This is a genomic window from Ramlibacter pallidus (genome assembly GCF_015070875.1).
In the GTDB taxonomy this organism is placed as follows: domain Bacteria; phylum Pseudomonadota; class Gammaproteobacteria; order Burkholderiales; family Burkholderiaceae_C; genus Ramlibacter; species Ramlibacter pallidus.
This window is the reverse complement of record NZ_JADDIV010000002.1, coordinates 745,401-764,085: the sequence shown is the minus strand read 5'-3', so window position 1 is coordinate 764,085 and position 18,685 is coordinate 745,401. Positions and strand designations below refer to the sequence as shown.

General features: G+C 70.4%; 20 protein-coding genes. 11 read left to right on the top strand and 9 right to left on the bottom strand.

Annotation, left to right across the window (positions count from 1 at the left end; genetic code table 11):
- From IM787_RS08590 to IM787_RS21660, 5 genes are all read left to right on the top strand, one after another.
- On the top strand, positions 1-1,353 hold the full coding sequence (locus IM787_RS08590) for a sigma 54-interacting transcriptional regulator (RefSeq protein ID WP_193676205.1): 1,353 nt from the start codon (positions 1-3) through the stop codon (positions 1,351-1,353).
- A gap of 196 nt (positions 1,354-1,549) precedes the next feature.
- Complete coding sequence (locus IM787_RS08585; protein WP_193676204.1) at positions 1,550-1,717, top strand: hypothetical protein; 168 nt, start codon at positions 1,550-1,552, stop codon at positions 1,715-1,717.
- Positions 1,714-2,136 carry a globin family protein gene (locus tag IM787_RS08580; RefSeq protein ID WP_193676203.1) on the top strand — a complete coding sequence of 141 codons (423 nt, stop codon included), beginning with the start codon at positions 1,714-1,716 and terminating at the stop codon, positions 2,134-2,136. Before IM787_RS08585 ends, IM787_RS08580 begins: the two co-directional genes overlap by 4 nt.
- A gap of 19 nt (positions 2,137-2,155) precedes the next feature.
- Entirely contained in the window at positions 2,156-2,983 is an 828-nt protein-coding gene (locus IM787_RS08575; protein ID WP_193676202.1) for a metallophosphoesterase, read from the top strand.
- Between the two features lie 130 nt (positions 2,984-3,113).
- Positions 3,114-3,245, top strand: coding sequence for a hypothetical protein (locus tag IM787_RS21660; RefSeq protein WP_255528528.1), 132 nt, complete (start codon positions 3,114-3,116; stop codon positions 3,243-3,245).
- Positions 3,246-3,257: 12 nt separating this feature from the next.
- On the opposite strand, the gene IM787_RS08570 is transcribed toward IM787_RS21660, so the two are convergent.
- Complete coding sequence (locus IM787_RS08570) at positions 3,258-4,172, bottom strand: LysR family transcriptional regulator ArgP (RefSeq protein ID WP_193676201.1); 915 nt, start codon at positions 4,170-4,172, stop codon at positions 3,258-3,260.
- A 74-nt stretch (positions 4,173-4,246) separates the two neighbouring features.
- Here IM787_RS08570 and IM787_RS08565 point away from each other — a divergent pair, with 74 nt between their 5' ends.
- Positions 4,247-5,584 carry a D-amino acid dehydrogenase gene (locus tag IM787_RS08565; RefSeq protein ID WP_193676200.1) on the top strand — a complete coding sequence of 446 codons (1,338 nt, stop codon included), beginning with the start codon at positions 4,247-4,249 and terminating at the stop codon, positions 5,582-5,584.
- A 4-nt stretch (positions 5,585-5,588) separates the two neighbouring features.
- Here IM787_RS08565 and IM787_RS08560 read toward each other — a convergent pair whose 3' ends face one another.
- From IM787_RS08560 to IM787_RS08540, 5 genes are read right to left on the bottom strand one after another with little or no spacing between them, the layout of a single operon-like run.
- The gene (locus IM787_RS08560) at positions 5,589-7,913 is read right to left on the bottom strand and encodes a xanthine dehydrogenase family protein molybdopterin-binding subunit (RefSeq protein ID WP_193676199.1); all 2,325 of its coding nucleotides are present in this window, start codon (positions 7,911-7,913) and stop codon (positions 5,589-5,591) included.
- A gap of 25 nt (positions 7,914-7,938) precedes the next feature.
- On the bottom strand, positions 7,939-8,781 hold the full coding sequence (locus IM787_RS08555) for a M14 family murein peptide amidase A (protein WP_354004378.1): 843 nt from the start codon (positions 8,779-8,781) through the stop codon (positions 7,939-7,941).
- Positions 8,778-10,034, bottom strand: a complete 1,257-nt coding sequence (locus IM787_RS08550; RefSeq protein ID WP_193676198.1) for an acyl-CoA dehydrogenase family protein — start codon at positions 10,032-10,034, stop codon at positions 8,778-8,780. The genes IM787_RS08555 and IM787_RS08550 overlap by 4 nt, the downstream gene beginning before the upstream one ends.
- Before the next feature lie 20 nt (positions 10,035-10,054).
- On the bottom strand, positions 10,055-10,843 hold the full coding sequence (locus IM787_RS08545) for an alpha/beta fold hydrolase (RefSeq protein ID WP_193676197.1): 789 nt from the start codon (positions 10,841-10,843) through the stop codon (positions 10,055-10,057).
- The gene (locus IM787_RS08540) at positions 10,840-11,877 is read right to left on the bottom strand and encodes a 2,5-dihydroxypyridine 5,6-dioxygenase NicX family protein (RefSeq protein WP_193676379.1); all 1,038 of its coding nucleotides are present in this window, start codon (positions 11,875-11,877) and stop codon (positions 10,840-10,842) included. The genes IM787_RS08545 and IM787_RS08540 overlap by 4 nt, the downstream gene beginning before the upstream one ends.
- A 65-nt stretch (positions 11,878-11,942) precedes the next feature.
- Between IM787_RS08540 and IM787_RS08535 the strand changes: the two genes are divergently transcribed.
- The 4 genes from IM787_RS08535 to IM787_RS08520 are packed head-to-tail and all read left to right on the top strand — an operon-like array spanning position 11,943 to position 14,570.
- Positions 11,943-12,452: a flavin reductase family protein gene (locus tag IM787_RS08535; RefSeq protein ID WP_193676196.1), complete on the top strand. Its 510-nt coding sequence runs from the start codon at positions 11,943-11,945 to the stop codon at positions 12,450-12,452.
- Positions 12,449-12,880: a MarR family winged helix-turn-helix transcriptional regulator gene (locus IM787_RS08530; protein ID WP_193676195.1), complete on the top strand. Its 432-nt coding sequence runs from the start codon at positions 12,449-12,451 to the stop codon at positions 12,878-12,880. The genes IM787_RS08535 and IM787_RS08530 overlap by 4 nt, the downstream gene beginning before the upstream one ends.
- Before the next feature lie 16 nt (positions 12,881-12,896).
- Positions 12,897-13,805, top strand: coding sequence for a DMT family transporter (locus IM787_RS08525; protein WP_193676194.1), 909 nt, complete (start codon positions 12,897-12,899; stop codon positions 13,803-13,805).
- A gap of 57 nt (positions 13,806-13,862) precedes the next feature.
- Positions 13,863-14,570: an RNA polymerase sigma factor gene (locus IM787_RS08520; protein ID WP_193676193.1), complete on the top strand. Its 708-nt coding sequence runs from the start codon at positions 13,863-13,865 to the stop codon at positions 14,568-14,570.
- Positions 14,571-14,577: 7 nt separating this feature from the next.
- Here the strand turns inward: IM787_RS08520 and IM787_RS21655 are convergent, their stop codons facing one another.
- Both IM787_RS21655 and IM787_RS08515 read right to left on the bottom strand, forming a co-directional pair.
- Positions 14,578-14,748, bottom strand: coding sequence for a hypothetical protein (locus IM787_RS21655; RefSeq protein ID WP_435531148.1), 171 nt, complete (start codon positions 14,746-14,748; stop codon positions 14,578-14,580).
- Positions 14,749-14,849: 101 nt separating this feature from the next.
- A complete protein-coding gene (locus IM787_RS08515; protein ID WP_255528527.1) occupies positions 14,850-15,683 on the bottom strand; it encodes a Rieske 2Fe-2S domain-containing protein in 834 nt (277 codons plus the stop codon).
- A gap of 375 nt (positions 15,684-16,058) precedes the next feature.
- Here IM787_RS08515 and IM787_RS08510 point away from each other — a divergent pair, with 375 nt between their 5' ends.
- Positions 16,059-16,619, top strand: coding sequence for a substrate binding domain-containing protein (locus tag IM787_RS08510; RefSeq protein ID WP_494338045.1), 561 nt, complete (start codon positions 16,059-16,061; stop codon positions 16,617-16,619).
- Here IM787_RS08510 and IM787_RS08505 read toward each other — a convergent pair.
- Positions 16,616-18,613, bottom strand: a complete 1,998-nt coding sequence (locus tag IM787_RS08505; protein ID WP_193676192.1) for an acetoacetate--CoA ligase — start codon at positions 18,611-18,613, stop codon at positions 16,616-16,618. The genes IM787_RS08510 and IM787_RS08505 overlap by 4 nt on opposite strands.
- Between the last annotated feature and the right edge of the window lie 72 nt (positions 18,614-18,685).

The following is an 18,685-nucleotide window of genomic DNA, read 5'->3' as shown; positions in this document are numbered from 1 at the left end:
ATGGCGCGCATCCTCATCGTCGACGACGACCCCGCGCTGCTGCGGCTGCTGTCGCTGCGGCTGCGCGAGGAAGGCCACGAGCCGATCGAGGCGCCCAGCGGCGAGGCGGCGCTCGCCCGCCTGGACCAGGCGCTGCCGCAGCTCGTCATCACCGACCTGCGCATGGGCGGCATGGACGGCCTGCAGCTGTTCGACGCCGTGCACCGGCGCCACCCGCTGCTGCCGGTGCTGATCCTCACCGCGCACGGCACCATCCCGGACGCCGTGCGCGCGCTGCGCCAGGGCGTGTTCGGCTACCTGCCCAAACCCTTCGAGGCGCACGAGCTGATGCAGGAGGTCGGGCGCGCGCTGGCGGCGTCGCAGGCGCTCGGCGCCGACATCCCCGGCGACGAGCCGGGCGACAGCTGGCGCGAGGCCATCCTCACGCGCAGCCCGCGCATGGAGCAGGTGCTGGCGGAGGCGCGGCTCGTCGCCGGCAGCGAAGCTTCCGTCGTGATCCAGGGACCGAGCGGCTCCGGCAAGGAGCTGCTCGCCCGCGCCCTCCACGCGGCCAGCCCGCGCTCGCGCCATCCGCTGGTGGCGGTGAACTGCGGGGCGATCCCGGAGAACCTGGTGGAGTCCGAGCTGTTCGGACACGTCAAGGGCGCCTTCACCGGCGCGGTCCGCGACCGTCCCGGCCTGTTCGTCGAAGCCCGCGGCGGCACGCTGTTCCTCGACGAGGTGGCGGAACTGCCGCTGCCCGCGCAGGTGAAGCTGCTGCGGGTGCTGCAGGAGCGCGAGGTCCGCGCCGTGGGCGCCGAACGGCCGGTCCGCGTCGACGTGCGCGTGGTCTCCGCCTCGCACCGGCGCCTGCAGGACGAAGTGGCCGCGGGCCGCTTCCGCGAGGACCTGTTCTACCGGCTGCACGTCGTCGGTCTCGAGCTGCCGGCGCTGTCGCAAAGGCGGGAAGACATCCCGCTGCTGGCGCAGCACTTCCTGGCCAGCCTCGCGCAGCGCTACGCCAAGCGCACGACGGGCTTCGCACCGGGCGCGCTGGAGCTGCTGGTTTCCGCCGCCTGGCCCGGCAACGTGCGCCAGCTGCAGAACGTGGTGGAGAAGTGCGTGGTGCTGGGGACGACGCCGCTCGTCCCGGCGCCGCTGGTGCAACGCGCCCTGGCCAACGAGGCGACGGACATGCAGCCCCTCGACAACGCACGCCGGCAGTTCGAGCGCGACTACCTCGTGCAGCTGCTGAAGATGACGTCCGGCAACGTGAGCCAGGCGGCGCGGCTGGCGCGCCGCAACCGCACGGACTTCTACGCACTGCTCGGGCGGCACCAGCTCGAGCCCGGCGCCTTCAAGCCCGGTTCGTGACTTCCGCACGGCGGCACCTGTCGGGATCCACCGACAGGCTGCAGCCCTGGTCCGCACGGGGAAAGACCGGCCGCGCCGGCCGCGCCTGTCGGCGGACACAGACACCCTCCACGCCGGCGCCGCGCGCAAGTCCTTGATTTGATGGGGCGCGCGCCCTGGCACGCGAATTGATCCTCCAGAGGCACTGGAGGACCCCATGCAACCCGCTTCCGAACACCGCTTCTCGCTGGCCGACTGCCTGCGCGAGCTCGCCATCGCCGCGATCCCGCTGCTGGCCGCCCTGGCACTGACCGCCTGCGCGGCCGACGTGCCCGACACCGAAGCCACCGCCACCGCATCCCTTTCCCAACGGAGCCCCCGATGACCCCGCGCCAGATCGACCTCGTCCAGCAAAGCTTCGCCCAGGTGAAGCCCATCGCCAGCCTCGCCGCCACGCTGTTCTACAACCGCCTCTTCGCGATGGACCCGTCGCTGCGCAGCCTGTTCCGCAGCGACGAGATGAGCCGCCAGGGCCAGATGCTGATGTCCATGATCGGCGCCGCCGTCGCCGGCCTGGACAACCTGGCGCGCCTCACCCCCGTGGTGCGGCAGCTCGGCGCCCGGCACACCGGCTATGGTGTGCAGCCCGAGCACTACGAGACGGTGGGCGCAGCGCTGCTCTGGACGCTGGAGCAGGGGCTGGGCGAAGGCTTCACCGCCGAAGTGCGCGACGCCTGGGCCGCCGCCTACGGGCTGCTGTCCGACGTGATGCAGCAAGGCGAGGCGCAACCCGCCGCCTCCTGAGCCCGGCCAGAATGGCGGGGTGAAGATCCAGCTGATGTCCGACCTGCACCTGGAGAATTTTCCGGGTTTCGAACCGCACCCCGCCCCGGGCGCGGAACTCCTCGTGCTGGCCGGCGACGTCGGCTCGTACCAGGCGAACTCGCGCCTGGCCGACGCCGACTTCGGCCTGGCGCGCTTTTCGCCGCGCGCCGGCTGGCCGGTGCCGGTGCTGTACGTGCCCGGCAACCACGAGTACGACGCCCTGGATTTCGACGCGACGCACGCGCGCCTGCGCGAGACCTGCGAGCGCCTGGGCATCACCTGGCTGGAACGCGAGACCGTCACGTACGGCGGCGTGCGCTTCGTCGGCACCACGCTGTGGGCCGACTTCGATGCTCTGGTCCTGCAGCCCGGCGCGCCGGAGCCCACGCTGCAGGACCAGTTGAAGCAGCGGGAGAAGGCCTTCCGCGCCGCCAACTTCTACCTGCGCAAGGCCGCCGCCATGCGCCATGGCGAGCCGATGCTGGCGGAAGGGTGGCGCGAGCAGTCGCTGGTGTGCCAGCAGTGGCTGCGCGAGGCGCTGCACACGCCGTTCGACGGCACGACGGTCGTCGTCACGCATTTCGCGCCGAGCCTGCGCAGCGCGGACCCGCGCTACGGCGTGACGCCGGCCACTGCCGGATTCTGCAATTCATTGCAAGCCCTGATGGAGAGAGCGCAGTTCTGGCTGCACGGCCACCTGCACTGTCCGCACGACTACGTCGAAGCGGGATGCCGCGTGGTGGCGAACACGCTGGGCTATCGCAGCAAGGGCGAGCAGGAAGGCTTCCGGCCGCAGCTCGTGCTCGACCTTGCGGCGCGCGCGTGACGCGCGCGGTGCTACCAAAGCGTTCGCTTGGGAACAACTGCGACAGGGGCTTTACATCCCCTACGCGCGTCTTGCGCTTTCCGCGCGCACACTCGCGTCAGCACGGATGGATGACCCAGGAGTGATCGACATGAAGCCGCTGTGGACGCAGACCCTCGCCTGGATCGTGGCCATCCTGGTGGCGGTGCTGTTCGCGCTCGCGGGCCCGGACGCACTCGTCGACCTCGACTCCGTCCCGCACGGCTCCGCGGCCCCGCGCTGATGCGCGCGGCGCTCAGCCCGCGCTGAGCGCCTCCGAGGCCGCCTGCGTCAGGGCGGCCGTGAGCTGGTCGAGCACGGCCGACTCCAGGTTCCAGCAATGCCAGTACAGCTGCACGTGCACGCTGGTGTCCGGCGCGACGTTCACCAGCTCGCCCTGCGCGACCAGCCCGCGCACGAGCAGTTCGGGCACCACGCTCACGCCCCAACCCGCCAGCACCGCGCGCACCTGGCCTTCGGAACTCGGCACGAACAGCTGGTGCAGCGCCACGTGCCTGAGGCCCGCGGCCCGGGCGACGAACTCCGCCTGCAGGTCGTCCTTGCGGTTGAAGGCCACGAAGTCCACGTCGCGGAAGTTGTGCGCCGTCAGCCCGCCGGGCAGGCGCTCCTGCGCGTACGCCGCGCGCGCCACGGCCACGTAGCGCATCGCCCCGAGCCCCACCACCTTGCAGCCGCGCAGCGCCTGCTTCATGGTGGTGACGCAACCGAGCACCTGGCCTTCGCGCAGCCATTCCTGGGTGAAGTCCTGGTCGTCGGTGATCAGCTCCAGCGGCGCGCCCTGCCGCGCGAGCGCGTCCAGCGCGGGCAGCGCCCAGGTGGCGATGCTGTCGGCGTTGACGGCCAGCGAGATGCGCTCCTCGTCGCGGGCGCCGCGCGTCGAGTTCGGCGCCAGCTCACGCAGCTCGCGCTCCACGTCCGCGCGCAGCAGCCGCATCTGGCGGGTGTGCTTGAGCAGCAGGTTGCCGGCGGAGGTCGGCTTGATCGGGCGGCTGCGCACGATCAGGACCGTCCCCACCTGGGCCTCAAGCGCGCGCAGCCGCTGCGAGACGGCCGACTGCGTGATGTGGAGCCGCTGCGCGGCGCGGTCGAAGCCCCCTTCTTCCACGATGGCTGCAAGGCATTCGAGGGCGGCCGGGTCGAAGGTGTTCATAAGCAGTTCTGATGCGGGCGCTGCAAGTTTAATTTGGCTTTTGAAATCCGGGCTGCTGCCGCAAACTTCGACGGATGAAAACGCTCGTCCTCGGCGCCGGCATCATCGGCATCAGCACCGCCTGGCATCTCGTCGAACGCGGCCATGAAGTGATCGTCGTGGACCGCCAGCGCGACGCCGCGCTGGAGACCAGCTTCGCCAACGCCGCGCAGATCTCGGTGAGCTACTGCGAGCCCTGGGCCAACCGGCACGCGCCCGCCAAGCTCGTCAAGTGGATGTTCCGCAACGACGCGCCGCTGCTGTTCCGCCCGCGGCTGGATTGGCAGCAATGGCGCTGGGGCCTGCAGTTCCTTTCGCAGTGCAACGATGCGGCGTTCGAGCGCAACGTGCAGCAGCTGGTGGCACTGGGCGCGTACAGCCATGCGGCCCTGAAGGACGTGGTGCGCGCGACCGGCATCGACTACCACCGGCTGGAACGCGGCATCGCGCACTTCTACACGGACGAGAAGGCCTTCGAGGATGCCGCCGTCGCCGCCGAGCTGATGCAGCGCTACGGCGTCGACCGCCGGGTGGTGAGCCGCGGCGAGCTGCTCGCCATCGAACCGGCCTTCCGCAACTTCGACCGGATCGTGGGCGGCACCTACACGTCGACCGACGAGAGCGGCGACGCACGGGTGTTCACGCAGAAGCTGGCCCAGCTGTGCGCGGCGCGTGGCGTGCAATTCCTGTTCGGGCGCGACGTCGAGCGGCTGGAAACCGCCGGCGGTGCCATCGCCGCGGTGCGCGTGCGCGACCGGGACACCGGCGTCGTGCAGCGCCTGGTCGCCGACGACGTGGTCGTGGCCTGCGGGTCGTACACCGCGCCGCTGCTGCGCCAGGTCGGCGAGGACCTGCCGATCTACCCGGGCAAGGGCTACAGCGCCACGTTCAAGCTGAAGAAGCCGGAGCTGGCGCCCTACGTCAGCAGCATCGATGATGAAGTGAAGGTGGCGATGAGCCGGCTCGGCGACGAACTGCGCGTGGCGGGCACCATCGAGGTGTCGGGCTACGACGCGACCCTGGCGTCGGACCTGGCCCAGGCGCGCTGCCGCATGCTGGCCCAGCGCATCGAGAAGGTGCTGCCGGGCGTGTGCGACACGCGCCTGCCGGAAGAAGGCGGCGACCCCAAGTTCTGGACCGGCCTGCGGCCGGCGACCCCGACCAACATCCCGTACATCGGGCGCACGCGCGTGCAGGGGCTGTGGGTCAATGCGGGCCACGGCACGCTGGGTTGGACCCACGGCGCCGGCTCCGGCAAGGCGATGGCGGAACTGATCGCCGGCCGCATGCCGCGCCTGGCCTTCAACTTCCACGGCTACGAAGGGCGCGAGCGGGCCTTCGATGCCGAAGCGGACCTGTCGCTGAACACCTGACGCGTCAAGCGTTCAGGATCTCCCAGACCTTTGGCGCCGTCAGCGGCATCTGCAGCGTGCGCGCCGCTTCGGCCTTGCCCGCGCGGGCGAGCGCATCGGCGACCGCGTTCACCACGGTGGGCGCGGCACCGATGGTGCCGAGCTCGCCCACGCCCTTGACGCCCAGTGGGTTGTTCGTGCTGGGCACCGTCTCGTTCATCTCGGTGACGAAGTCGCAGGCGATGACGTCGGCGCGCGGCGCCGCATAGTCCATCAGGCTGCCGGTCAGCGGCTGGCCGCTTTCGCGGTCGTAGACCATGTGCTCGCACAAGGCCTGGCCGATGCCCTGCACGGCGCCGCCATCGAGCTGCCCGCGCACGATCATCGGGTTCACCACGCGGCCGATGTCGTTGACGCTCGCATAGCGAACCACCTGCACCACCCCGGTGGCCGGATCGATTTCCACCTCGCTGATGTGGCAGCCGTTCGGCCAGCTGGGGCCGGTGACCGTGCTGGTGTGGTCGATGAAGATGCGGCGCTCCGGTTGCCGGCCGGCCAGCTCGAACAGGTCGATGCCGACGTCGGTGCCCTTCACCGTGAAGCGCGCCGCCTCGTACGCCAGGTCCTGCGGCGAGGCTTCGAGTGCCTGCCCGGCCAGCGCGCGCGCCTGGTCCAGCGTCTTCTCGGCACCGAGGTGCAGCGACGAACCGCCGGTGAACAGCGACCGCGACCCGGCGCTGCCGAAGCCGTCGCCGCGGTCGGTGTCGCCCAGCACCACGCGCACCTTCTCCAGCGGCACCTTGAACACGTCGACGACCAGTTGCGCCAGCGTGGTCGCGATGCCCTGCCCCATCTGGTTGACGGCCGAGAACACCTCGATGACACCGTCGGCCTGCACTTCGACCGTGACGCGTTCTTCCAACACGTTGCCGCCGGTCCACTCGAGGAAGGTGGCGATGCCGAGCCCGCGCAGCTTGCCCTCGGCCCGGCTCTGCGCCGCGCGCGCCTCGAAGCCGCTCCAGTCGGCGAGGGCCAGGCCTTCGTCCATGATCTTCTCGAACGCGCCGACGTCGTAGACCTGGCCCATCGGGTTGCGGTACGGCATCTGCCCGGGACGGATGAAGTTGCGGCGGCGCAGCGCGATGCGGTCGATGCCGGTCTGGCGCGCCGCCTCGTCCATCAGGCGCTCCATGATGAAGATCGCCTCCGGCCGGCCGGCGCCGCGGTAAGCCGCGGTGCACATGGTGTTCGTGAGCACGGCCTGGAAGTGGTAGTCGATCACCGGCACGTCGTAGACGCTGGTGGAGACCCACGGCCCGATCAGCAGCGGGATCAGCATGCCGGTCGCCGTCGCGTACGCGCCGACGTTGGCCAGCGTGCGCAGGCGCAGGCCGAGGATCCGGCCTTCGGCCGAGAGCGCCATCTCGGCGTGCGCGCGCTGGTCGCGGCCGTGCGTGGACGACAGGAATTCCTCGCTCCGGTCCGGCACCCACTTCACCGGGCGCTTCAAGGTCCACGCCGCCCAAGCCGTCGCGGCGTCTTCGGGATAGATGCCGGTCTTCATGCCGAAGCCGCCGCCGACGTCGCCCACCGTCACGCGCACCTGGTCCCGCGGCAGGCCCAGCACGTCGTTGCAGAGCGAGTTCTTCACGCCGGACGGCATCTGGCTGCTCATGCGCAGCGTGAGGCGGCCGTCGTCCGCCACCCAGGCGAGCACGGAGCGCGGCTCGATCGACAGTGCGGCGACGCGCTGGTTGACCACCTCCAGCCGCACCACGTGCGCGGCCTCCGCGAAGGCCTGCGCCGCCCTGGCCGCATCGCCATGGCGCAGCTGCGCCGCGACGTTCCGTTCCGCACCGTCGAACACCCGGGCGCCGCCTTCCGTGGTCGCATCCAGCAGGTCGACGACGTGCGGCAACTCCTCGTAGTCCACCCAGACCGCCTCGGCCGCATCGCGCGCCTGCTGCAGGGTCTCGGCGATGACCATCGCCACCGCTTCGCCGACGTAGCGCACACGTTCGTGCGCCAGCACCGGCCGTGCGGCCGTGTGCACCTTCGAGCCGTCCGGCAGCGCCGGCAGCGTCGGGATCGGCTTGACGCCGGCGGCCACAAGATCCGCGCCGGTCACCACTTTCACGACCCCGGGGATGGCTGCCGCGTTGGCGGTGTCGATGGCGGCGATCCGGGCGTGCGGGTACGGCGACCGGACGAACACCACCCGCAACTGCCCTTGCGGCACGACGTCGTCGGTGTACTGGCCGGTGCCCTTGAGCAGGCCGTCGTCCTCGATGCGTTGCACGGCCCGGCCGCTGCCGAAGCGGGTGACGATGTCTGCGGTGTCGGTGGTCATGGGCCGCAGTCTGCCCTTTTTTCGGCTAGCGCGCGGTGGGCCCGTCGACGGTGATCTTGGCGGCCGTCCAGCGCAGCAGGTCCATCCACATCTGCCGCGTTTCGGCGTCCAGCGGGGTGCGGATGGAGTTCGGCAGCTCGATGGTGACGACCGGCACGCCCTTGTGGACGCCGCCGTAGTTGCCCAGCGAGCCCGGGAAGATGCCGACCTGGTCGAGGTAGAGCCGGCCCAGCCGGGACGGCGGCACCGAGGGGCCGTCGAAGTCCAGCACGCCGTAGGGCGCGTGGATGGAGACGATCAGGTGCGGCTTGAAGGACTGCATCTGCTGGTGGACGAAGCGCGTCTCGGGCTCGGACAGCGGCTTGGGGCCGGGCCAGCGGCGCGGGTCCTTGCCGGTGCGCTTCTGCCAGTACACGGCGGCGTCACGCTCCCAGTTCGGCGTCGGGAAGTTGCGGTTGAGGTCCACGCCACTGGCGTTGGTGCGCCGCGGCGGCCGCGCCAGCATGCCGTCGGGGTTCACCAGCGGCAGGAAGCGCCAGTGCACCGGCTGCGGCATGTCGACCCGTTCGTTCGCCGCCAGCCGGATCCAGTGCAGCGCGACCGCGGTGGAGGAGAGTTCATCGCCGTGGATGCCGCCGATCACCAGCACGCGCAGCTTGCCTGTGTCGGCGCCGACGTCGCGCAGGTAGATGGGCGTGCCGCGCAGCGATTGCGCGCCGCCTTCGGAGAGCCGTGCGTCCTCGCACAACGCGCGTGTCACGTTCGGCAGCTTGCCGACGAACCGGTCGCAGGCGCCCTGCACGGCCGCCTGCGCCCCCATCGCCAGCGCCAGCAGCGCCACGCCCGCCCAGACGCTCCGGTTCTTCACTCGTCCTTCTCTCCTGCCTCGTACAAGGTTTCGCGGCCCATCCGGTCCAGCACCAGTTCGGCCGTCCACGGCAGCATCAACGAGCCGCAGCGGCTGTCGCGGTAGATCCGCTCCAGCGGCAGGTGCTTCATCATCCCCTGGCCGCCGCAGGTGCGGATGGCCAGGCGGGCGATGTCGTTGGCGCCCTCCATCACGGAATACTGCGCAGCATACAGGCGCATGCGCTCATCCTTGCTGGGGTGGGGCCGCGCTTCCAGCACGGCGCGCAGGAACAGGCTGCGCATCTGCTCCAGCTGGATGCGCATCTGCGCCACCGCGATCTGCTTGGTCGGGTACATGCGGCGCTTGACCGGCGGCTCGCCCGGCACCTCGCCGCGCAGGTACTGCACCGTGAAGTCGTAGGCCGCGTTCGCCAGGCCCAGGTAGGTGGGCGCCAGCGTGAAGAACATCGCCGGCCAGGTCTGCGCGCCCTTGTAGTAGATGCCGCGCGGCATCAGCTGCTCGTCGTCGCTGACGAACACGTCCTTGAAGGTGAGGTTGCGGCTGACGGTGCCGCGCATGCCGAGCGGGTTCCAGTCGCCGCTGATGGAGAAGCCGGCGCTGCGGCCCGGCACCGCCAGGTACAGCGTGTCCTTCGCGTCGGGCTTCTCGTCGCCCTTGTCCTCGGTGCACAGCACGCCATAGTAGTCGGCCGCGCCGGACAGCGAAGCGAAGATCTTGCGGCCGTTCACCAGCCAGCCGCCGTCCACCTTGCGCGCGGTGGTGCCGAAAGGTGCCCGGCCGGCGGCCGCGGCGCTGCCTTCGGAGAAGGGTTGCGCGTAGATCGCCCCGTCCTGCACCACCCGCCGGAAGTGCAGCTGGCGCCGGCGCAGGTGCTCGGCGCGCTGCGACTCGGTCATCGGGATGCCGTCGGCCAGCACGCCCGTCCACATCGTGGACGACACGTGCATGTTCCACGTCAGCGCGGTGGCGCCGCAGAAGCGGCCGATCTCCGCCGCCACCATCATGTAGGTCGGGTAGTCCGCGCCGAGGCCGCCGTCGGCTTCGGGCACGCAGATCTTCAGCAGGCCGGCCGCGCGCAGGTCGTCGTAGTTGGCGAAAGGAAAGCTCGCCTCCTCGTCCCAGTGCGCCGCGCGCGCGGCGAACTTGTCGCGACCGAGTTCGTGCGCGGTGGCCAGCAACGCCTTCTGCTTCGCCGTGAAGGCGTGCTCGCCGACGGCGGGGGTGAAGGAAAGCGGGGGCAGCGCGTCCATCGGGGCTCCTCGAAGCGCGTTCAGTGCAGCAGCGGCTGCGGCAGGGACAGGAAATTGAGCACCAGGGCGTCGAACTCCTCCGGCGCCTCCAGGTTCTGGAGGTGGCCTATGCCCTTCATCTCGATGTAGGTGCTGTCCGCGATCGCCCCGGCCATCTTCTTCATCACGGCGGGCGGCGCATTGCGGTCATGCTCGCCCGCGACCAGCAGCGTCGGCACGAGGATGTTGGGCAGGTTGGCGCGCCGGTCGAAGGTGAGGATGCATTCCAGCGCGCGCCGGTACGTCGCTGCCGGCACGCCGGCCATGCAGTGCGTCGCCAGCCGCACGCCTTCCGGCAGCGAACCGGGGCCCACCATCTGCGGGACCAGCGTCTCGGCGAGCTCGGCCATGCTGCGGCCCGCGTCGAGCGGCGCCGTGCGTTGCGCGATGAACGCGCGCTGCCAGTCGCCGTCCGGCTTGCCGAAGGAAGGCGAGGTGCCGCACAGGATCAGGCGGCTCACCAGCTCGGGCCGCCGCGCCACCACCTCCTGCGCCACCATGCCGCCCATGCTGTGCCCGAGCAGCACGACGCTGTCGCACTGGAGCGCCTCGATCAGGTGGATGCAGCTTTGCGCCAGCCCCTTGAAGGTGTAGGGCTCGATGGGCGCGCTGTGGCCGTAGCCCGGCATGTCCCAGGCGACGGCGCGGTAGCCGGAGCTGGCGAGCGTCTCCACCTGCGGCGCGAAGGCCAGGTGGCCGCCGCCGATGCCGTGCAGCATCAGCACGGTGGGGCCGCCGCCCAGGGTGGTGAACGTGGGGATGGAAGTCATGCGGTCAGTCGCCCGCCTTCGACGACGGTCGCGCCGTCGAGGCGGATGGTGCAGTGGCGCAGCGGCAGGTCGAAGTGGCCCAGCGTGTGGCGGCCGGCGACCTCGTTGGCGCCCGTGCTGTAGAGGAAGTTGCCGGCGAAGGCGCGCAGCTCGGTCCCGTTGAAGTCGCGCTTGTCGTACAGCGCCATGCTGTCCCAGCGGGCCGCGGCGTTGAGCCCGTAGCCGACGTGGCTGACGGCATACGCCTCCCGGTCGCCCCAGGCGGCGATGTAGCTGCGCATCAGGTCGGCGTCGACGCCGGTCCCGTCGATGCGCGTGACGTGGTCGTTCTCGATGCGCAGCGTGACCGCGCGTTCGAGGTAGCGCTTGAAGGTCAGGTTGACGTCGCCCTCGGCCAACACCAGGGTGCCATTCACGCTACCCGCCGCCGGGAAGGCCAGTGCCAACCCGCCGGGCCAGTGCGTCATCGTGCCCGGGCGGGTGGTGTAGCCCCAGTTGCCGCCGCACACCGCGCCCTGCAGGGACACCGTGAGTTCGGTGCCGGCCGGCGAGCTGACGCGCATCTCGCGCGCGCCGCGCAGGCGCTTCACGTGGTCCTTGACCAGGGGTTCCAGGCGGTCGTCCGGCACCAGGCGGGCGAGCGCTTCCGGATGCTCGTTGCTGACGTAGAGCACGCGAGCGCCGCCCTTCAGGATGGCCGGCAGCTCCGGTGCGTGCATCAGGCCTTCGACCGTGCAGTCCACCACCAGCGTGCTGCCGGCCAGCGCGGCGACGACCGGGGCGATCCGGCGCAACACGGGAGAAGCGCCCGTCGAACGCGCGACGGGCGTGTCTTTCGCGAAGGTGGAGGGCAGCACCAGGCTGAACACCTGGGCGCCGCGGCGGGCGGCAGCCAGGCGCGCGAGTTCCGGGAGGATGGGCCGCGTCTGGCTTTCGCTCAGCACCGCCACGGTGTCGCCGGCCTGCAAGCCGCAGCGGCCCAGCACCGCTTCGAACGCGTCCAGCCACGCGGGCTCCATGGTTTCCTGCAGCATGCCGTTCACGCGCCTTGAAGGGATGTGGTCCATAATACATGAAATTTCATGCAATCGGTCCCGCCATGACCCCGTCGCGCCAAGCCCAGCCGCCAAGCTTTTCCGCCCAGGAGTTCCGGGCCGCGCTGGGCATGTTCGCCACCGGCGTGACCATCGTCACCGCGCGCAGCGGCGACGGCCAGGTGATCGGCCTGACGGCGAACTCCTTCAATTCGGTGTCGCTCTCCCCGCCGCTCGTCCTGTGGAGCCTGTCGCGGGCAGCTGCTTCCATGCCGGTGTTCAGCGCGGGGTCGCATTACGCCATCAACGTGCTCGCGGCGGACCAGAAGTCGCTGGCCGAACGTTTCGCCCTGAAGGGCGCCGACCGCTGGGGGGGCGTCACCTTCGACGAGGGCGCGGGTGGCGCGCCGCTGCTGCATGGGGCGGCGGCCACTTTCGAGTGCTTCAACCGCAGCCGCTACGAGGAAGGCGACCACGTGATCTTCGTCGGCGAGGTGGAGCGCTGCACGCACCGGGCCGGCGCCATGCCGCTGCTGTTCCACGGCGGCCGCTACTTCACGGAGCTGCCGCTGTGAGCAGCCCGGAAAGGTTCGTCGACGGGTACCTCGGCTACTTGCTGGGACAGGCGAACCACGCCTTGTACAAGGACTTCGACAGCCATGTGCGCGCCGCGGGCCTGAGTTCGATCGAATGGCGCGTGCTCGCCACCCTGCACGACAGCGAACCCGTCACGGTGAGCCAGCTGGCGCACGAGGTGCTCGCCAAGCAACCCACGGTGACCAAGCTGGTCCAGCGCATGACGGAGCAGGGCTGGGTGGAACTGCTCGCCGATGCCAGCGACCAGCGCCGCACGCTGGTCGGCGTCACCGCCGCCGGCAAGCGGCTGGTGCGGCCGCTGCTGGAGAAGGCGCGCGCGCATGAGAACGAAATGCTCAGCTCGCTGGCCGCCTCGGAGCAGGCGCGCCTGAAGAAGCTGCTGGCCAAGCTCGCCGGCCGCGCCTGACGGCTACCATCGCGCGATGCGCGAGAGAAAAGAACACCTCGACGGACTGGCCGTCACGCTGCTCCTGGCCTGTTGCCTGTTCTGGGGCTTCCAGCAGATCCTGATCAAGACGACCGTCTCCGAGGTGCCGCCCTTGTGGCAGGCCGCGCTGCGCTTCCTGGGCGCGACGGTGCTGCTGTGGATATGGTGCGCCGTGCGCGGGATCAAGCTGTTCGAGCGCGACGACACCCTGCGGCCGGGGCTGCTGGCGGGCGCGCTGTTCGCGGGCGAGTTCGCGTGCATCTACCTGGGGCTGCGCGACACCGCGGCCTCGCGGCTGACCGTGTTCCTCTACACCTCGCCGTTCGTGGTGGCCTTGCTGCTGCCGCGGCTGGTGCCCTCCGAGAAGTTGCGCACGGTGCAATGGGTCGGCCTGGTGATCGCATTCGCGGCCGTGGCGGTCGCCTTCAGCGAGGGCTTCACCGGCCAGAGCACGCCGCGCCAGCTGCGCGGGGACGCGCTGGGCCTCGCGGCCGGCGTCCTGTGGGGCCTGACCACGCTGGTGATCCGCAGCTCGAAGATGGCGAGCTCCAGCGCCGAGAAGACCCTCTTCTACCAGGTGGCCGTGACGGCCGCCGTCGCCCCGCTGCTCTCGCTGGGCATGGGCGAGCGCTGGTCGCTGGACTATTCGGGCTACGCCTGGCTGTCGCTGGGGCTGCAGACGGTGATCGGCGCCTTCGCGAGCTACCTCGCCTGGATGTGGATGCTGCGGCACTATCCTGCCACGCAGCTGTCCTCCTTCACCTTCCTGGCCCCGCTGTTCGCGCTGCTGTTCGGCGTGGCGCTGCTCGACGAGAAGCTCACGGTGCAGCTGGTGGCGGCCCTCACGGCCGTGGCGATCGGCATTGTGCTGGTGAACCGCAAGAAGGCCCCCGCACGCGCCTGACGCCGCCGTCCGTCGCGCCGGCCGTCACTTTCCGCGTCCTGGCGCATCCAACGCGACATGCAGGTGCCCAGCCCCTCCCCCTCCGCGCCGGCCGAGGACGCCGCCGAACTGCTGGCGGCGCTGCGCCGCCGGGATGCGGCGGCCTTCGCCCGGCTCATGCGGCGCCACAACCGGCAGCTGTTCCGCGCCGCCCGCGGCATCGTGGCGGACGACGCCGAGGCACAGGACGTGGTGCAGGACACCTGGCTGCGCGCCTTCACGGGCCTGGAGGCCTTCCGCGGCGAGTCCTCGCTGGCCACCTGGCTCACGCGCATCGCCATCCACCAGGCGCTGGCGCAGCAGCGCAAGCTCGGGCGCCTCGTGCCGTGGAACGAGGACGCCGCCACGGAGGACAGCAACATGCGCATCCGCAGCACCGTGCCGCAGGAGACCGCCGCCTCGCCGGAACAGGAAGCCGCGCGGGCCGAGTTGCGCCGGCAGCTCTCCGAGGCGATCGACACCCTGCCCCCCATCTACCGCAGCGTGTTCATGCTGCGGGCCGTCGAAGGGCTGCCCGTGGACGAGACCGCCGCCGCGCTGCAGGTCAGCGAGGACGTGGTGAAGACCCGCTTCCTGCGCGCACGCGCCATGTTGCGGGCGGCCCTGCGGGCGGACTGGTCGGAGCTCGCGCCGGCGCTGCACGGGTTCGACGGCCAGCGCTGCGACGACATGGTGGGGCACGTGCTCGCCCGGCTGCGCGCGGACGGCGTCCTGCGCGACCACTGAGCTCCGCTCAGGCCAGGCCGACCTGGTGCGGCTTGCGCGCCGCCACAGGCGCTGCCGGCTGCGCCCCTGGCCCGGCCTGCTCCTGCGCCACGAGCTTCCCGAAGGTCGAGCGGAAGTGCGACAAGGCCGCATCCGCCGCGACCGCCTGCAGTTCGAAGCCCGGGTCGGCGTCGATCACCTTCTGCTGCGCTTCGATGAGATGCTTGTCTTCCAGGAAGCCCTCGACCAGGCTTTGCCGCAGCGAGCGCGAGACGTTGTGGTCCTCGCCTTCCCAGTTGTTCAGGTAGGTCGCCGCGTCTCCGGCGTCATGAACTGGCAGTTGCGGTATTCGCGCGTGCCTTCACGATTGCCGTGCTCCGAACCGCTGCCGGCCGGCGAGAACATCGACTCGAGGAAGAAGATGCCCGGGATGTGCATGTGCCCGATGTTGCGGCGGTCCACGTTGACGTCCTTCTCCGCCGCGGGCAGCACCTTGCGGTGGAACGGCGGCGGGGCCGCGTTCATGTGCCAGCGCTCCACGCGGAAACCGCGCGGCAGCCTTTCGACCGCCACCGGCTTCGTGACGTACGCGTACTCCTCCGAGCCGCCCAGCGTCTTCGTGTGCACGAAGGCGAGGTGCGCGAAATCGGAGAGGTTGTCGACGATCAGCAGCCAGTTGGCGTCGTAATGCATGTAGTCGGGGATTCCCTTCCACTGCGGGTCCCGCAGGTAGGGGAAGTCGATGATCAGGCCCGGATCGGCCTTGTCCGGGTCGCCCATCCAGATCCACACCAGGTGGTCCTTCTCCACCACCGGGTAGCTCCTGACGCCCAGCTTCGGCGGGATCACGTCCTGTCCCGGGATCTGGATGCACTTGCCGGTCGGATCGAACTTGAGCCCGTGGTACATGCAGCGCACGCAATCGCCTTCGCGCCGGCCCAGGTGCAGCGGCACGCCGCGGTGGCAGCAGCGGTCGCGCAGCGCCACGACCTTGCCGGACTCGGACTTGTACAGGAGCACGGCCTCCTCGAGGATCGTCCGCGGGAGCATCCTGCCATCCAGCAGTTCGTGGTCCCAGGCGGCGACGTACCAGCAGTTCTTCAGGAACATGGGGTTCTCCAGTGCATCGTCCATCCTAGGAACAGGGCATGCTGCGATCAACCGGCGGCGCTGTCCGCTGTGTTCCGGATCCTGAACGATGAACTGGGATGATTTCGACGCCTTCTGCCAGGTGGTGGACCACGGCGGCTTCACCGCCGCCGCGCGGGCGCTCGACCGCCGAAGTCCAGCCTGAGTGCCTCGGTCGCGCGGCTGGGCTCCCGCCTGCTGGAGCGCACGACACGCTCGCTGCGGCTCACCGAAGCCGGCGAGTCGCTCTATCGCGACATCTCCAAGCCGCTGGCGCAACTGCGCGAACGGGCCGGCGAGGCCCTGGCGCAGGGCAGCACGGTCCAGGGCACGCTGCGCATCGCGGCGCCCTACGAATTCGGCGCCCACCACCTCGCCTCGGTGGCCTGCCGGCTGATGCGCGAGCATGCGCAGCTGAAAGTGCAGCTCGACGTGGAGCACGCGCGCGTGGGCCTGTTCGAGCGGCAGTACGACATCGTGTTCACGGCGATCGAGCACAGCCTCGCGCCCTCGACGATGGTCACGCGGCGCGTCTACTCGCTGGAGCGCGGCCTGTTCGCGGCGCCGCGGCTGCTGGCCGGCCGTCCACCGCTGCAGCATCCCCAAGAACTCGCCGGCCTCCCGATGCTGGCTGGTGCCGAGGACCTGGCGTGGTCGTTCACGCAGGCCGCCACGGAGCCGGTGGAGCTGGAGATGCGCAACCCGCGGCTGCGCAGCGGCAACGCGGAGGTTCGGCGCCTCGCCGCGATCACCGGCCTGGGCGTGGCGCGCATCACCGCGACGTTCTGTGCCGAAGCGGTTGCGCGCGGCGAGCTGGTGCAAGTGCTGCCGCAGTGGCGCTGTTCGCCGCTGCGCATCCACGCGCTGCTGCCGGGGCGCCACGTGCCCGCCAAGGCCCGCGCGTTCCTCGACGCCCTGGAAGAGCAAGCAAGCGCTGCCTAGGCCTGCCGCGAACGGGCGAACTGCACGTACCAGTCCAGGCAGCCCGGATTGGCCATCGCGTCCCGGTTGACCACCTTCTCCAGCGGCTGGCCGAGCAGCAGCTTCTTGATCGGCAGCTCCTGCTTCTTGCCCGACAGCGTGCGCGGGATCTCGGGCACCTGCACGATGGCGTCGGGGACGAAGCGCGGGCTGAGCGCCTGCCGGATCGCGCCGCTCAACTTCGCCTTCAGCGCATCGTCGAGAGCGACGCCCGGCCGCAGCACGACGAACAGCGGCATGTAGCTCTCGCGCCCCAGGAACTCGAGGTCGACGACCATCGAGTCGAGCACCTCCGGCAACGCCTCCACGGCGCTGTACAGCTCGCTGGTGCCCATGCGCAGCCCGTGCCGGTTGATCGTGGCGTCGCTGCGGCCGTAGATGATGCAGCCGCCTTCCGGCGTGACCTTCAGCCAGTCGCCGTGCCGCCAGACACCGGGGTACATGTCGAAGTAGCTGGAGAGGTAGCGCTTGTCACCCTCGTCGTTCCAGAAGTACAGCGGCATGGACGGGATCGGCTTGGTGCACACCAGCTCGCCGACCTCGCCGTTGACCGGCTGGCCCTGCTCGTTCCAGGCTTCCACCGCACAACCGAGTTCGCGGCACTGCATCTGCCCCGGCACCTGCGGCAGTTCGCGGTTGCCGCCGATGAAAGCGCCGGCGAAGTCGGTGCCGCCGGAGATGTTGCACCACCAGATGTCGCGCACGCCGATGCGCTCGAACTGCTGCGTGCCCCAGCGCTGCACCTCCTCGGACAAGGGCGAGCCGGTGGTGCCCAGCGCACGCACCTGGCGCAGGTTCGCGAACTGCGACAGGTCGACGCCGGCCTTCATGCAGTTGGAGAAGAACGCCGCGCCCGCGCCGAAGAAGGTGACCCCCAGGTCCGATGCGAAGCGCCAGAGCACGCCCCAGTCCGGCTTCTCCTTGCTTCCGCCCGGGTTGCCGTCGTAGATGCAGCACGTCGTGCCGCTGAGCAGTCCCGCCATCTGCGCGTTCCACATCACCCAGCCGGTGGAGCTGTACCAGTGGTAGCGCTCGCCCCAGCTGTTGGCGTCGTAGCTGCAGCCCACGTCGTTGTGCAAGGCGCCGTCGGCGATCATCACCAGCACGATGCCGCCATGCCCGTGCACGATCGGCTTCGGCAGGCCCGTCGTGCCGCTGGAATAGACGATCCACAGCGGGTGGTCGAAGGGCAGCCACAGCGGCTCGAAGGCATCGACCTCCGCGCCGCTGCGCGTGACCGTGTCCTTCCAGTCCGTGAAGGCCGGGAGCCCGGCCGTGTCGGTGCCGAGGATGCGATGCACCAGCACGTGCTGGACGCTGGGCAACGCCGCCTTCAGCTCCGCCACCACAGCAGTGCGGTCGAACGCCTTGCCGCCGTAGCGCACGCCGTCGCAGGCGATCAGCATCTTCGGTGCGATCTGCTTGAAGCGATCGAGCACCGCGTGCGTCCCCATGTCCGGCGCGCAGATGCTCCAGACGCCACCGAGGCTGACCACGGCCAGGAAGGCAACCATCGCCTCCGGGATGTTCGGCAGGTAGGCCGCCACGCGGTCGCCGGGCTGCAGGCCCTGCGCCTGCAGGTGCAGCGCCAGCGACGCGACCTGCCGCCGCAGCTCGGGCCAGGACAGCTCGCGGTGTTCCCCCAGCTCGTTGCGACTGATGATCGCCGGGAAGCCGGCGGCGTGCGCCGGCTGCACGTGGCGCAGCACCTGCTGCGCGTAATTCACCTGCGCGCCTTCGAACCAGCGGGCGCCGGGCATCTTCTCCTCGGCCAGCACGGCCGTGTGCGGCGTCGGCGATTGCAGGTCGAAGTGATCCCAGATGCTCTGCCAGAAGCCCGGCAGGTCGTCGATGGACCATTGCCGCAGCGCCTCGTAGCTGTCGAACCGCAGGCCGCGATGGTCGCGCAGCCAGTCCTGGTACAGGCGGATCCGGGGGACGTAGGGCGGGGTCATGCGCGGAGGTTATTGCAGCGGCCGGCTGGGCGTCTCAGGGTTTGCATGCATGTCCAACTTTCTTGAACAGGC